The organism is Arthrobacter oryzae (assembly GCF_031454875.1).
In the GTDB taxonomy this organism is placed as follows: Bacteria; Actinomycetota; Actinomycetes; order Actinomycetales; family Micrococcaceae; genus Arthrobacter; species Arthrobacter oryzae_D.
The window spans coordinates 162522-175754 of sequence record NZ_JAVDRQ010000007.1; the positions used below are offsets into that span (position 1 = coordinate 162522).

Annotated in this window: 13 protein-coding genes; 6 read left to right on the top strand and 7 right to left on the bottom strand. The window is 65.9% G+C overall.

The window, feature by feature from the left end:
* Positions 1 to 217 precede the first annotated feature (217 nt).
* From J2805_RS14290 to J2805_RS14305, 4 genes are all read left to right on the top strand, one after another.
* A complete protein-coding gene (locus J2805_RS14290; RefSeq protein ID WP_309977303.1) occupies positions 218 to 952 on the top strand; it encodes a hypothetical protein in 735 nt (244 codons plus the stop codon).
* Between the two features lie 143 nt (positions 953 to 1095).
* Positions 1096 to 1968, top strand: coding sequence for a hypothetical protein (locus J2805_RS14295; protein ID WP_309977304.1), 873 nt, complete (start codon positions 1096 to 1098; stop codon positions 1966 to 1968).
* Between the two features lie 76 nt (positions 1969 to 2044).
* A complete protein-coding gene (locus J2805_RS14300; protein ID WP_309977305.1) occupies positions 2045 to 2977 on the top strand; it encodes a hypothetical protein in 933 nt (310 codons plus the stop codon).
* A gap of 73 nt (positions 2978 to 3050) precedes the next feature.
* Positions 3051 to 3356, top strand: coding sequence for an acylphosphatase (locus tag J2805_RS14305; RefSeq protein ID WP_309977306.1), 306 nt, complete (start codon positions 3051 to 3053; stop codon positions 3354 to 3356).
* Between the two features lie 23 nt (positions 3357 to 3379).
* Here the strand turns inward: J2805_RS14305 and J2805_RS14310 are convergent, their stop codons facing one another.
* The 3 genes from J2805_RS14310 to J2805_RS14320 all read right to left on the bottom strand — a co-directional run bounded on the left by J2805_RS14310 (position 3380) and on the right by J2805_RS14320 (position 5862).
* On the bottom strand, positions 3380 to 4189 hold the full coding sequence (locus J2805_RS14310; RefSeq protein ID WP_309977307.1) for an alpha/beta fold hydrolase: 810 nt from the start codon (positions 4187 to 4189) through the stop codon (positions 3380 to 3382).
* A gap of 97 nt (positions 4190 to 4286) precedes the next feature.
* A complete protein-coding gene (locus tag J2805_RS14315; protein WP_309977308.1) occupies positions 4287 to 5483 on the bottom strand; it encodes a TerC family protein in 1197 nt (398 codons plus the stop codon).
* A 49-nt stretch (positions 5484 to 5532) separates the two neighbouring features.
* Entirely contained in the window at positions 5533 to 5862 is a 330-nt protein-coding gene (locus J2805_RS14320; protein ID WP_309977310.1) for a DUF6457 domain-containing protein, read from the bottom strand.
* 141 nt (positions 5863 to 6003) lie between these two features.
* Between J2805_RS14320 and J2805_RS14325 the strand changes: the two genes are divergently transcribed.
* On the top strand, positions 6004 to 6357 hold the full coding sequence (locus J2805_RS14325; RefSeq protein ID WP_309977311.1) for a GNAT family N-acetyltransferase: 354 nt from the start codon (positions 6004 to 6006) through the stop codon (positions 6355 to 6357).
* A 262-nt stretch (positions 6358 to 6619) separates the two neighbouring features.
* Positions 6620 to 6856, top strand: coding sequence for a DUF3592 domain-containing protein (locus J2805_RS14330; RefSeq protein WP_309977313.1), 237 nt, complete (start codon positions 6620 to 6622; stop codon positions 6854 to 6856).
* Positions 6857 to 7310: 454 nt separating this feature from the next.
* On the opposite strand, the gene J2805_RS14335 is transcribed toward J2805_RS14330, so the two are convergent.
* The 4 genes from J2805_RS14335 to J2805_RS14350 all read right to left on the bottom strand — a co-directional run bounded on the left by J2805_RS14335 (position 7311) and on the right by J2805_RS14350 (position 13172).
* Complete coding sequence (locus tag J2805_RS14335) at positions 7311 to 8843, bottom strand: HNH endonuclease signature motif containing protein (RefSeq protein WP_309977315.1); 1533 nt, start codon at positions 8841 to 8843, stop codon at positions 7311 to 7313.
* 100 nt (positions 8844 to 8943) lie between these two features.
* Positions 8944 to 9993 (bottom strand): glycerophosphodiester phosphodiesterase family protein, encoded by a 1050-nt coding sequence (locus tag J2805_RS14340; RefSeq protein ID WP_309977317.1) that lies wholly within the window; start codon positions 9991 to 9993, stop codon positions 8944 to 8946.
* 53 nt (positions 9994 to 10046) lie between these two features.
* Positions 10047 to 11738 carry a serine hydrolase domain-containing protein gene (locus tag J2805_RS14345; RefSeq protein WP_309977319.1) on the bottom strand — a complete coding sequence of 564 codons (1692 nt, stop codon included), beginning with the start codon at positions 11736 to 11738 and terminating at the stop codon, positions 10047 to 10049.
* 93 nt (positions 11739 to 11831) lie between these two features.
* On the bottom strand, positions 11832 to 13172 hold the full coding sequence (locus J2805_RS14350; protein ID WP_309977320.1) for an amidohydrolase family protein: 1341 nt from the start codon (positions 13170 to 13172) through the stop codon (positions 11832 to 11834).
* Between the last annotated feature and the right edge of the window lie 61 nt (positions 13173 to 13233).

A 13233-nucleotide genomic window follows, 5' to 3' on the forward strand; every position in this document is an offset into this window, starting at 1 on the left:
GGCAGGAAAGGGCTGCGCCGGGTGGGTAAGCCCGTCCAGAGCAGGATTACCGCTCCACCTTTTCAGAAGAACCGGTGAAGAGCCAGGAATCCCGGGGGGCCGGCTGCCAGCGTGCCCATAACATTTAGACATCGATTGGATTTATTGCTGGAGCTGTCCCCGCCTGCAGTTCAAAATGGAGGAATTATTCGCGGTCTCATGAGATTCAGGAGAACAGATGCACCGCTCAGCACCCACGGCCATCGCAGTTTCAGGGGCCCTGTGCCTCGCGTTCCTGCTCGTAGCCTGCGGCCCGCCCGCTTCGTCACCGTCGACGAACTCCCCGGAGGCCACGGCCACCACAACGGCAACCCCCACAGCCACCTCTGTTTCCCCAACACCTACGGCATCCACTTCAGCACCTTCGGATCCCGAATCAGGCTGGAAGTCCTACACAACCGCTGACGGCTTGATCTTCGACTACCCGGCCGAGTGGAAAATTACCGATCCGGCCGGTGAAGCTGCTCCCGGAGGCGTGTTTGTGAACATCACCAACGCCAACGGCAAGAACCTGGCGACGCTCCGGACGAACATGGTCACGGGCTCGGAATGCACCGAGAAGCAGCCATTCGCCGTGTATGAATCCGAACCTGTCCCGGCCCTCGAACAGAACGGAACCGTGCCCCGGTACACGTTCGAATCACGGACGGATACTACAGCCACAGATCCGAAGCTGATGACCCTCTTCGCGTACGGCATCACCACGGCGCCCGAACCCACCGGAACCGAAACCTGCCCCATCTTCCACTTCTTCACCTGGCCGCCCAGCGGCGCGATGTTCGGCGGCGTCTACGACCCCTTCGACACCACCCCCGGCAACGAGATGCATATTGACACTCCCCAGGCCTACATGGAGACGCAGGAGTACAAGAACATCAAGCAGATGATCACCTCGCTGAGGCCCGCCGCCTAGGCTGACCAAGCAAAGCTGAAAACCATTGCGCACCGCGGAGCAACCCGCGGTGCGCAACGTTTTGGCGGCAAATTGGCCTTGTCCCGCGCCACCCGCGACCGGCTGGGCCACAATTAACCCCTCAGCTGTTTGAGGAGGATCGCATGCGCCGATCGACGAAGCCCGGCTATGAATCATCCGGACCGGCACGCTCAGGAGCCGCAGCTGCTGCAGGGGCCTGCCTCGCGGTACTTCTTGCGGCCTGCGGGCCCCCCGCAGCTCCGCCCGAGACCGGATCCGGGACGGCCTCCCCGCCCAGCGCATCGGCCACCGGAACGGCAGACGTCACCGCCAGCGGGCCAGCCACGGGCACCGCCACCGGAACGGCCGTCCCTCCGAGCGCGACGGCGGGCGGAACACCGACTGAACCGGCGCCGTCGGGGACGTCCCCCAGCCGCTTGCCGTCCCCGACGGCGTCCGGCTGGAAGACGTTTACGACGTCGGACCGCGACCTGACGTTCGACTATCCGGGCGACTGGACCATCAAGGATCCCGCCGGAACCTCGCCGCTCGGCGGAATGTTCGTGGAGGTTCTGAATGCCGCCGGGAAGCCGATGGCTCTCCTGCAGACCAAGGTGGTGACGGGTTTGGAGTGCGTCCAGCAGTATCCGTTTACGGTGCTGGATTCGGAACCGATGACGGCCCTCGCCGAGAAGGGCGTACCGAACGAAAACGCGCCCCGTTTTATGTTTGAGACCAGGGGAGATGCATCCGCTCCTGCCCGGACCGCCGAAACCATCGCGGCCTACGGCATCACCATGATTCCGGAGAAGGCGGGGACGCTGGAGTGTCCCATTTTCCTGCTGTTCAGGTGGCCGCCTGCCGGTGCCATGTTTGGTGCGGTCTATGAGCCCGCAAACAACGCCACGCCCGGGGAACCGTCGCTCCCATACCTGGAAAAGGCCAAGCTGTACGCAGAGACCGGCGAGTACCGGAATATCCGCCGGATGATCACCTCGCTGCGGCCCGCGAAGTAGCCGCCGCGCTCCTTGACTCGCCTGAGGCGCCCGCGCAGACTCGAATCAGGACGCAGTCCGATAAGTAAGAGTTCTGATGTACGCACTGGGGAAGCAGCGGCTGGTGAGCGGTGCGAAGGTAATGGCATCCGCCCTGATAACCCTGTGCGTCGTGGTGGGTTCGGGCGCCTGCGACGCGGCGCCGAATGCCGATCCTTCGGCTTCGGTCACCGCGCAGCCCACCTCCATCGGTGGTCCCGGAACTAACGGTTCTGGCAGCACGCCCGGCGCGGGACCGGTCCCCACAACGCGCCCCACGCGGACAGTGACTGAGCCGGGCGACGGTGGAGAACCGGGCGCCAGTGCCACGCCCCCAACCTACGTGACCGAAAGCGGGCCCTTGCCCGAAGAGACCTCAAGCCGTTCGCCGGGTCCGGCCTCTACTGCCTTCGAACGGGCCCGGCGGGCCAAAGAAATCCTGGACACGTGCCTTGAGGGCGAGCTGACGTTCAGGCCGCCGTCGCCCATGCGTCAGGGCGAGACGAGGGAGTTCGTCCTGCACGTCACCATGGGTGACCCCGGGGAAGGCCACGAGGAGAAGATCCCCGGAAGCAACCCGGTGCAGACGCGTGCGCCGATTGTGTGCGAAGAGATGCGGGCAGATCTGTCCGGGCCGGGAATGGACATCGAGCGGGCTGGAAATCCGGATGGCGAGATGCTGGTTCCGGTGGAAGGCGTTGCGGAGTGGCGCTGGTGGATCACGCCTACGGAGTCGGGACGGAGAACCATGACGCTGCAGCTGTTCGCCACGGCCGAGGACGGTCCGGACCTGAGCCTGGAGACCTTCCGGGAGGACATCCAGGTGGAGATTGAACTCGGCTACGTGCTGAATGCGCTCGTGAAGGACTGGGCAGAGCCGCTGGGTGTGACCATCCCGGTGCTTATCGGAGCCATCGGCGCCATCCTCGTCTGGTCGCGCTCCAGGCGCCGGAAGGCCAAGCATGCCGCCAACACGACGCCGGCCGCCTGAGCCGCCTGCCTGAGCTTGCGTGGGAAGGAGGGGGAGGGGAGCGAAACCCGCTTCCCCGCACTACATTGGAACCATGGCTCATGCTGCAGATCAGGACTCCGGCCCGGCCGTCCGCTTGCAGGCACGCGTCGAGGGCGTGGTCCAGGCGGTCGGATTCCGGTACTGGACCGTGCGGAAGGCTGAGGAACTCTCGCTGACCGGAACGGTGAGGAACGACGACGACGGTACGGTCGCCGTCGTCGTCGAAGGCCCGCAGGCGGTGGTCCTGGAGTTCCGCCGCTGGCTGAGGTCCGAGGACGCGCCGGGGCGGGTGGACAACGTGGATGAGTCGGTCTCGGCGGCAACGGGGGAGTTCAGCAGCTTCGACGTGGTGTACTAGCTTCCCGCCTACAAGCTTCCTGCCTACAAGCTTCCTGCTGCAAAGCGGCGGACGAAGTCCAGCACCGCGGGATGCGCGGGATTGATCAGGTGGCCGCCGCTGACCAGCACGCTCTCGGAGTGGGGCAGTGCCCCGGCCAGGCGCGAGTTGACCAGGCGCAGGACTTCCGGGGAATCTTCGGCGGACACGAGGAGAGTCGGCTGGCGCAGCTGTCCGAGTTCCTCGGCGCCCAATTCTGCCTGCTTCTCGCTGAGGTCCAGGCCTTCACCCCTGATTTCGGCGAGGACTGCAGGGCTGGTGGCGGTGAACATGTCCCGGAAGCTGGCCGGCAACGCGTCCCAGGCGTGGCTGCCCAGGGCCGCACGAATAACGGTTTCTGCGGCCAGCCACGGATTTCCGGCGGCGGCGTCGAGCACCGACTTTCGCAGCTCCATTGCCCAGGCGAGGGCCTTGGGGTCGATCCAGAAGACCGCCGGCTCGAGGAGCACGAGTGCCTGGACGAGTTCGGGAAAACGGTGGGCGAGATAGAGGGCGATTTCCCCGCCGGTGCTCCGGCCGATGATCACCGCGGGCGCCGCATGGAGGATTTCCAGGAGGGCGGCGGCGTCGTCCACGTGCTCGGCAAGGTCAACGGCGTCGAACGGCTCGGGGCGGCCGCTGCGGTAGAAGCCCCTGCGGTCATAGACGATGCAGCGGCAGATTGCGGCGAGTTCCAAGGCGGCGTTTTCCCACAGGAGAGCGGAGCTGGGCGTCCCGTGTATGCCCAGGACGGGTACGCCTTCACCGTGCTCTTCGTAGTAGAGGTCAATGCCGTTGACGCTCACGCGGGGCATGCTTCAAGCGTAGAACAGGGGACACCGGCCGTCGAGACGCCGACCGACTGATGTCGAGATGCCTACAGTTAGTGGGCCGCGGGCAAGGTGAAACCGGCTAGAGGCGGCCTTCGCGGTGAAGGGCGGCATCGTGCTCGGCGTGGGCCTTCTTGAGCAGGCCCATGAACTCGGTCTCGTTCCGGATGAGCCGTTTGTACTTCTCCGGGAGCTTCCTGAGCTCGGTTTCCTCGTGGACCATTTTGTTGAAGATCCCCTCGCGCTCGGCAATGTCCGTCTCGTAATTGAGGTCCACGTATTCGGTGGCGTGCCGCTTGGCGCGGGAGACCATGTTCTTGGCCTTGCCTTTGGGGCTGTAGATCGAGGCCAGGACCGTGATCACCAGTACGCCGATGATGACGGACAGCGACAGGCCGGTGCTGATCTCGAGGACGTTCACGTGCTGTCCGTCGTTGATGAACGGCAGGTTGTTCTCGTGCAGGGCATGCAGGATGAGCTTGACGCCGATGAAGCCGAGGATGGCGGCGAGGCCGTAGGACAGGTAGATGAGGCGGTCCAGCAGTTCGTCGATGAGGAAGAACAGCTGCCGCAGGCCCATGAGTGAGAACGCCGTGGCGGTGAAGACGACGAACACGTTCTGGGTCAGGCCGAAGATCGCGGGGATGGAGTCCAGGGCGAAGAGGATGTCCGTTCCGCCGATGGCCACCATGACCAGGAGCATGGGCGTGAGGACGCGTTTGCCGTTCTCCATGGTGAAGAGTTTGTCGCCGTCGTAGTGCTCCGATGCCGGGAGGAACTTCCGGGCGAGCCGGACCACCAGGCCCTCACTTTCCTCCTCGTGCGAATCGGGCCGGAGCAGGTTGCCGGCCGTAATGAGCAGGATGAGGCCGAAGATGTAGAACACCCAGGCGAAGCTGTTGATGAGGGCCGCGCCCAGGAAGATGAAGCCGGTCCGGGCAATCAGCGAAAACACGATGCCGAACAGCAGCACTTTCTGCTGGTCCGCCCGAGGGACCCGGAAGCTGGACATGATGATCAGGAAGACGAAAAGGTTGTCCACGGACAGGGCCTTCTCGGTGACATAGCCGGCGAAGTACTCGGTGCCCATGGTGGTGCCGCCGAATATCAGGACGCCAATTCCGAAGACGAGGGCAAGGCCCACATAGATGGCCGACCAGGTGGCGGACTCCTTGAGCTTGGGGGAGTGTGCCTTACGGACGTGGAAGAAAAAGTCGAAGGCCAGCAGGCCCAGAATGCCGATAACGGTCAGAATCCATACGTAAAGCGGGACCTGCATACGAGATGCCTTCCTGTCGGTGCGGTCTTATCACCATACCGGCCGGGTGTTACTGGGCGGTGTCGGCCCAGCCGCTGCCAGCCGGGCCGCCGTCGGCTCCGTCCGCACACAGCTGGAAGGCGACTCGGGCTGCCTGTTCGACCGCCGCGGCGGATGCTTCCTTGGACCCGGCACTTCCGGTGCCGGCCGCGAGCCCGGCTGCGTAACCCACCATCAGCGAAGTGATTGGAGCCGCCGCGTGGGTCACCGAGCGCGCGGACTCCCCGGCCAGGTCCAGGATGAGTTCCCGGTCAAAGTCGAGGTCAAGGAGCTGCAGCGCCTGGGCCAGCCGGTGGCTCCATTGGTCCAGGATCTGTGCTTCGTTGTCGTTGACGGTCATGTTCTCTCTCCTCAGTTAGAAATTAACGCTGCCAGAATTATGAGTTGTCAGACTTGGCAGCCGCCACAAAACAGCTGGCAGAAATAACAGCAGGTGCCTTGAGGTTAGGCTCTAGCAGAAGCCCCGATCAAGGAGATCCTGATGAGTGAAGTTACTGTCCGCCACAACCCGGACCGCGAGCGCTTTGAAGTGCTTGTGGCCGGCAACGTGATTGGCAAGGCCGCGTACAAAACGTACGACGCCGGCGACTCGCCGCAGCGGATTTTCTACCACACCGTGATTAATGAGGAATACGGCGGCCAGGGCCTGGCCGGCCAGCTGGCCACTGTCGCCCTGGACGAGACAGTCGCAGCCGGGATCAGTATTGTGCCGGTGTGCCCGTACATCAAGAAGTTCCTCACCAAGCACCCTGAGTACGCCGGCAGCACCACGGCCACTACGCCGGCGCACCTCGAGTTCCTGAGTGCGGCGCTTGCGGCGCACTCCCGGGCGTAAACGGTGTGGACCTAGCCGGGCGCACGCGGTGTGGACCTAGCCGGGCGCACGCGGTGTGGACCTAGCCGGGCGCACGCGGACCGGCCGCGGCGCAGGGGGAACCGGGTCGCAGGTTGGCGGAAGCGCATTGGCCGTTCGCGGGGGCTGAGGTCCCTGACGGCAGGGTTTCTGACGGCGGGGTTCTGACGGCAGGGCTTCCCGCCGGGGCTTCCCGCCGGCGGAGCGTCCCGACGTCTGACCAGGCCTGAGGCAGAATAAAGGCGTGACTTCGCCAAACGCGCCTGTGAAACGCAAACCGAAACCGCTGCGCTCCCGGCTGGTGAACCTGATCGTCACCCTGCTGGTGGTGTGCCTCGGACCGGTGCTCATCGGAGTCGGCACACACCAAATCAACGCCGACGAAGAACTTGTACGGAGCGGGGAACGTGCCCCTGGAACGATAGTTGCTTTTAGCGATGTAACGAAGGCGTCCAACCGAAAGATCACAGTGGAGTTTTAGTCGGCTGATGGATTGGTCCATGTCACCAGGGCCGCCGTTGACCATGACCAGCACCCTGTTGTGGGCGAGGAAGTCACTGTGGTGTATCGGGCGCTCGAGCCTGGAGAGGCAAGGGTAGTGGGCTTTGAAAGCGGCGGCGTGTTTCTTCGGGGAGTGGGCACGATCCTGACGTTGATTTTCGGTGGGATCGCCCTTTTTGTGGCTGTTGGGTCCCTTGGTTCCCTGCGCCGAGCCAGGCGCAACCGGCGGGAACGAATCGGCCAAGGCTAGATTCCTGGGGAGGCCGCATCCGAAGACGACCGCGCGAAGACCACCACGCGAAGGCCACTGCGCCAAGACCACCGCGAAGGCCACCGCGCGAAGGCCACTGCGCGAAGACCGCGCCGTTCAGGCCCGGCACAGTTACGTGTCGTGCTTCTCGGGTTGACGCGGGGCGCAGCTCAGCTGCGATGGACTAGGCTGCGATCCATGTCTCCCAGTCCGGCAGTGGATCAACGGGAAGCGGGTCAACCGGCAGCGGCGCTGGATCAGGGGGCAACAGGCCAACAGGCAGGTCTGTGCCGTGGCCGTGGCCGATGCCTAGGCCGACGCCTGCATCGTGGGCGTCTTCCATCTCGTCGGCAGGGTGAGGCATGTCGGTCGGCCCTGGAGTGGGTTCGGTCACCCAAGGCGGTTCCCAGTCGTATTCTTCCCCGGCATAGCGGCGCCCGGAAGGCGACACCCAGCCGGGCGGCGCGTCGCGGCTGGCACCGATGGGTCTCCACCCGGTGGTGTGCCTAAGCCGGTGATGCTTTCGGCAGGGCTGGCCGAGGTTGGAGATCCCGGTAGTGCCGCCGTCGTTCCAGGCCAGGACATGATCGCCCTCAGTGTCGAGGGACTGGTTGTTGCATCCCGGGAAAGGGCATTTTCCGTCCCGGAGGCGAAGCCATCGGCGCATGGCCGCGGGGATGCGATAGCTGTCGCGTCCGATTTCCATCGGTGCGCCGGTGCGAGGTTCAGTCAGGACTCGGTGGAATGAGGTGGCACCATCTGCAACGAGCCGGCGGGCCATACTGGGCGGAATCGGTCCGTAACCATCCAGGACAGCAGGTTCTTCGGTGGCGCCCACGAGCGAAAGCACCGGCACGGTAACCAGGACCTGCGCCTTCGGCGACGGGACACCGTCAGCAACGCCGGCGACCAGCCAAGTAGCGGCGGTATCGGCCCGGAGTTGGGAGAGGTTCCGCGGTTCGGACGGGCTCTGGAGTGCCCTGGCTGTGGCGGTGGCGCGCTGCCAGATGGAAGAGGCGGTGTCGGCGGGCAGGTAGGCGGAGAGCCACGCCATACCGTCGCGGTCCGGGGTGTATTCCAGTCGCCGGTCCTGAACGCTCGTCTCGTGGCGCTTTTCGATGGTGACAGGGTGGTGGCGCTCCCGCCAACTGCGAGCTTTGGCTCGAAAACGCGAGGGCACCAGGTCGCCGGCCGGACACCCGCGTGCAGGGTTTACGGCGTCTGGGTCCAGGAAATGCTCTTCCAAGGCTGCGGCCGCGGCGGGTTCGACGCCACTGGTTTCGTCGACCAGGACCCGGGCGTGCTGCCATGAAATGGTCCCCGCCTGCAGGGCTGCGAGGGTCAGCGGCAGGGCCGTGGTGAGCTGCCGGGTTTCCTCCAGGAAAGCTCCCGCGGTTCTTTCGCTGACGGTCAGGACGCAGGCCAGTTCGGCGACCAGGCCCATCGCCGCGGCGGATGCCTCCTGGGGCGACACCGCCGGGGAAGCCATGGCCTTCGTCGCCTGGACAAACGTGTCAGCCAGCTGAACCTTGAGGGCCGCGTTCCGGCCGTCCAGACGGGCCATCTCGGTAAGCCCATCCAGGCAGAGATCGGCCAGTTGCCGCAAAGGATCCCCGCCGGACTCTTCGCTGAGGCCTTCGCTGCCGACAACGCGATACAGCGCAGCAACGGACGCTGCGACGGCGTCCAGGGCGTCAGTTACTGCTGCAATTCCCATATACACAGCTTGACTCGAGGGTCTGACATTTTTACCGGTGCCCGCGGGTATCCGACCGCGCCCACGCTACCTGCCCGGCCGGCCGCCGTCGTACTTCTTTCTAAACCTGAGCCGCGTAAGCCTTCGGCAGCTTCAGTCCGCGCTGTTCCATGAGCATGCGCAGGCGGGTGGGGTAGTCGGTGATGATGCCGTCCACGCCCAGGTTCATGAGGTGCGCCATGTCCGCGGCGGTGTTCACGGTCCACGGGATGACGGGCAGGCCCAGCTGATGGGCTTCGGCGATCATTTCGGGGGTGACGGAACGGAACGTGGGGGAGACGACGTCGTACCCTTGGGCTGCCGCTGCCTTGGCGAGCGAACCGTTGTAGTCGTCAATATCGATGCCGCCAAGGTTGGGGCTGGCGCCCGGCTGGCCCACCTGGAGCCAGGCGTCGCCGCTGGACAGCGCCACCAGCGGGAGCTGCGGGGCGATCTTCCTGGTCAGGTTCAGCGAGGACCAGTCGAACGACTGCACACTGGTCCGCTCCGACATGCCGGCCTTGTAAATCTCGATGACAGCGGCCTTGGTGAGCGCTTCCATCCCGGCGCCGCCCACCATGCTGGATTCCACCTTGGTCTCCACGTTGAAGCGGACCTTCGCGGCGCCAAAGTCGTTTGCAAGCTGGAAGACGTCCCTGAGCTCGGCGATCCGGTTGCCTTCGATCACGTCCTGCTCGGGGTAGCCGGGCAACTGGGCGTAGCCGCAGTCGAGTGTCTTGACCTGCGCAAGGGTCAGTTCGGCCACACGGCGGCCAACATAAGGGTATTCGGCGTCGCCCGGGGTGGCCGGTGCTGTGTCCAGGCACTTGGCGGCCTGGAGGGTGTCGTCATGCCAGACGATGACCTTGCCGTCCTCGGTCAGGTGGGTGTCCAGCTCCAGCGTGGTCACGCCCAGCCGGAGCGAGTTGCCGAATGCTGCCAGGGATTCCTCGGTCCACTCACCCCGGCCGCCGCGGTGGGACTGCAGGTCGAAGGAGCCGTTGCGCTCGTTGGTTTTGAGTGCCGCGTCCGACGGCGGGGTGGGGGCTTCCGTAACAGGTGCGGCGACGGCGGGACTCGCCAGCGAGACGATGAGCGCGGCAGCGGCCGCGGCGGTCAGGATTGTGCGCATGTGGTTCCTCCTGGATGACAGGTCCCCGGCCGTGCGCCGGTGACCCGTCCACGCTAGGCAAGCGAAGTGGACTGCCGTCTGCCGGGAGCTGGACCGGAGGTAAACACCCTGGCCAGCAGGAGGACGGTTCGGGGGAGTGACCAGATGATTGCCAGTGCGAGCACAGGTACCAGCGACACGCCAACGTCGGGGAACTGGCGGACGATAACGGCCAGATTGGTATCGAACCGGACAGGGGCGTAGACGAAGCACAGCCACAGTGCGAAGGTGTCAAGGGCCAGCGCGGCGACGGCATAAGCCGGCAGGAACCAACGCTTTCGTGCCGGCGCATGTTTTCGTGCCGGCGCTTGTCTGGGCGCCGGGGCACGATTTCGGAGCAGGAGAGTGAGCGCCAAGGCCAGGCTCAGCAGTTCGGCCAGCAGCAGTGCCAGCGAGACCACCCAGCTGTAGCGTTGCAGCCAGTCCTCCTGGACTACCGCCGGCGTCGGGGGCTGCCCGTGGAGAATCCGCAGGACGTTGTAATCCAAGGCCTTGAGCCGGGAGGGAGCCGAGGTGTCGTTGGCGTTGACCACCAGGGCGACGCCAAGGCCGGTCGCCGGAACCAGGGCCTTGAAGGTATGCGTGTTTCCCCATTCCCCCTGATGCTCGAGGACCAGTGGCACAGCCCCCGCGCCTTCGGCTAAAGGGCCGGCCTGTGTTGCGCGGTCCGAGGGGCCGGCAGCCTCCAGGAGCGGCCGGGTGAACCACCCCATGGCATACTCCTTGGACTCGTCTACGCGGGCCCGTGGCGTGAGCAGGGCATCCACACTTTCCGGCTGGAGGATGGCGCGGCCGCCGAACCGCCCTTCGTCCAGGAGCGCGATCAGCTCGCGGCCGATGTCCTCGGCCGACGCGTACATGGTGGTGGACGGCATGCCGGTGGAGGGCGCGGGTACGTCGGTCTGGCGCCAGAAGGCGCCGAACCACAGTGAATACCCGGCGGCGGCATTGTCCGCGCGGGCAGCCTCCCGGGTGGTGTGGCTGTGTGCCATGCCCAGGGGCCCGAAGACGTGCTGCTCCATGTAGTCCCCGAAGGGCTGGCCGGAGACCGTCTGGACCAGGAGGCCCAGGACATTGAAGTTGGCACTGGCATACCGGAAACCTTCGCCGGGTTCTCCGGCGAGCGGGGAGCCGGACAGGGCCCGGACGCCTTCCTCAATGGCTTCCGGGCCCTGGGCGTTGGAGGCTTCGAAGGCGGTGTCCCCTGCCGCCATGCCGCTGGCTTGGTGGAGCAAATGGCGGACGGTGATCGATGAGGATCGGCTGTCCTTCAAGGTAAACCAGGGCAGGTAAGTCCGCACCGGCTCGTCCAACTGCAGCCGGCCGGCCTCAACCTGCTGCATCACGGCAATGGCGGTGAGCGACTTGCTGGTGGATGCCAGCAGCACCGGCGTCTGCGGGGTCATCGCACGGCCGGAGTCATCGGCACGGCCGAACGCCGCGGAGTGTACCTGCACGCCGTCCCTGACGACGGAAATGGCGGCGCCCGGAATCCCGGGGTCGTCCAGCTGCTCCCGGAGGAAGGTGTCCACGGCTTCGTAGGCCTGGTCCGAGGAAGCAGACGCGGCAGGGGAAGCCGGCGCGGCAAGGGTTGCCGGAACGCCAACAACTGTGGCCGCCAGAACGCAGGTAACAATGCCGCTAGCTACGCCGGCAGTGAGCAGGCGCGACGGGAACCAGCGCGCTGACCACGTAGTACTTCCCATGCCCGCACCTGCACCTCGGCTACCGTCCCTTCACGGTAGGGCCTGGCCTCGCGGAAGACAACGCCCGATTTCTCGCGGAAGACAACGCTCCATCTAGAGCCCGTTGCGGACCACTGCTCCCTGGGCCACAACTACGCTGACCTTCTCCAAAGCGGAAGCGTCCGCCAAGGGATCGGCGTCCACCACGATGGCGTCGGCGTAGGAACCGCGCACAAGCCGGCCGGCAGTGTCGCTCCAGCCGAGCAGCCTGGCGGCGTGCACCGTTGCTGACCGCAGGGCCTCCAGCGGGGAGAGCCCGGCCTCGGCGAGGAGGCGCGCTTCCGTTCCGATCGGCGTCACGTCGGTCCCGAAGGAGTCGGTGCCCGCCACGATCGTCACGCCGGCGTCCTGCGCGGCGCGGACGGCTGCCTGGAGGATCGGCGTGTACTCCTTGCCGCGCGCGGCCAGGATCGGGTTGGTGGAAGCCGCCATGCTGGTGATGGCATCCATGGTGGGCGTGAAATACGTCCCGCGGCGGACCATCTCGGCAATCGTCTGCTCGGTGACGAAGACGCCGTGCTCGATGCTGCGGACCCCTGCCCGGACGGCGCCGTCGATCCCCTCGGCGCTGTAGGCGTGGCACAGGACGCCTGCGCCCTTGGCCGCCATGACCACTGCGGAAAGCTGCTCGTAGTTGTAGACCAGTTCACGGGGATCCTGCTCCGGCAGCCCGGCGCGGGGATTGGCGCGGGTCTTGATCGCCTCGGCGCCGCGCTTGAGGTTGACCCGGGTCAGGTAGGCGAGGTCCGTTGCCTCCTTTACGCCCCCGGAGAGGGTGGCCAGCGGAGCAAGGTCGGGGTCCGCGAGGAGGGAGTCGCCCAGGTCCGGCGAGATGAACAATCCTGCGGGCAGCATGCGGGGCGAGACGCCGGGTGCCCAACCCGTGAGGGCCGCCAGTGCCACGTCCTGGTAGTAGCTGCTCGAACCGCTCCGGACGCTGGTGGCGCCGCCCTGCAGGATGGCGCGGGCATCGGCGAATGCGTTCGCGTGGACATGCACGTCGATGAGTCCGGGGAGCACCCAGCGGCCTGAGGCGTTGATGACGCGGGCACGGCCGGCGACGGCGGCGACAGCCTTTCGCGTGTCGTCCCGGCTTCCGACGGCGGCGACCTTGCCGCCGTCGAGCACCAGCACGCCGTCCGCGACGGCGTCACCGGTCTTGGGATCCACGATGGTGCCGCCCTCAATGATGAGCGGCGGGTTCGCGATGGGGCTGCCGGGGTAGTTGGGCCCGGACGGGCGCTCAGCGGCGTGCGCGGCGGGGGCGCCGCCGAGCTGGGCCGCGATGCTCGCAACGGAGATTCCGGCAAGGGCGGCGGCGCCCGCCAGGATGCCGCGGCGCGGAACATCGGCCGGAAGCTTTGGGGCAGAGGTGTGGTCGTGAAGGCACATCATTGTCTCCTTGGGAAAGGCCGCCCTTGGGGCGAAGTCGGGGTACTTAAACGGTACTTGGTAT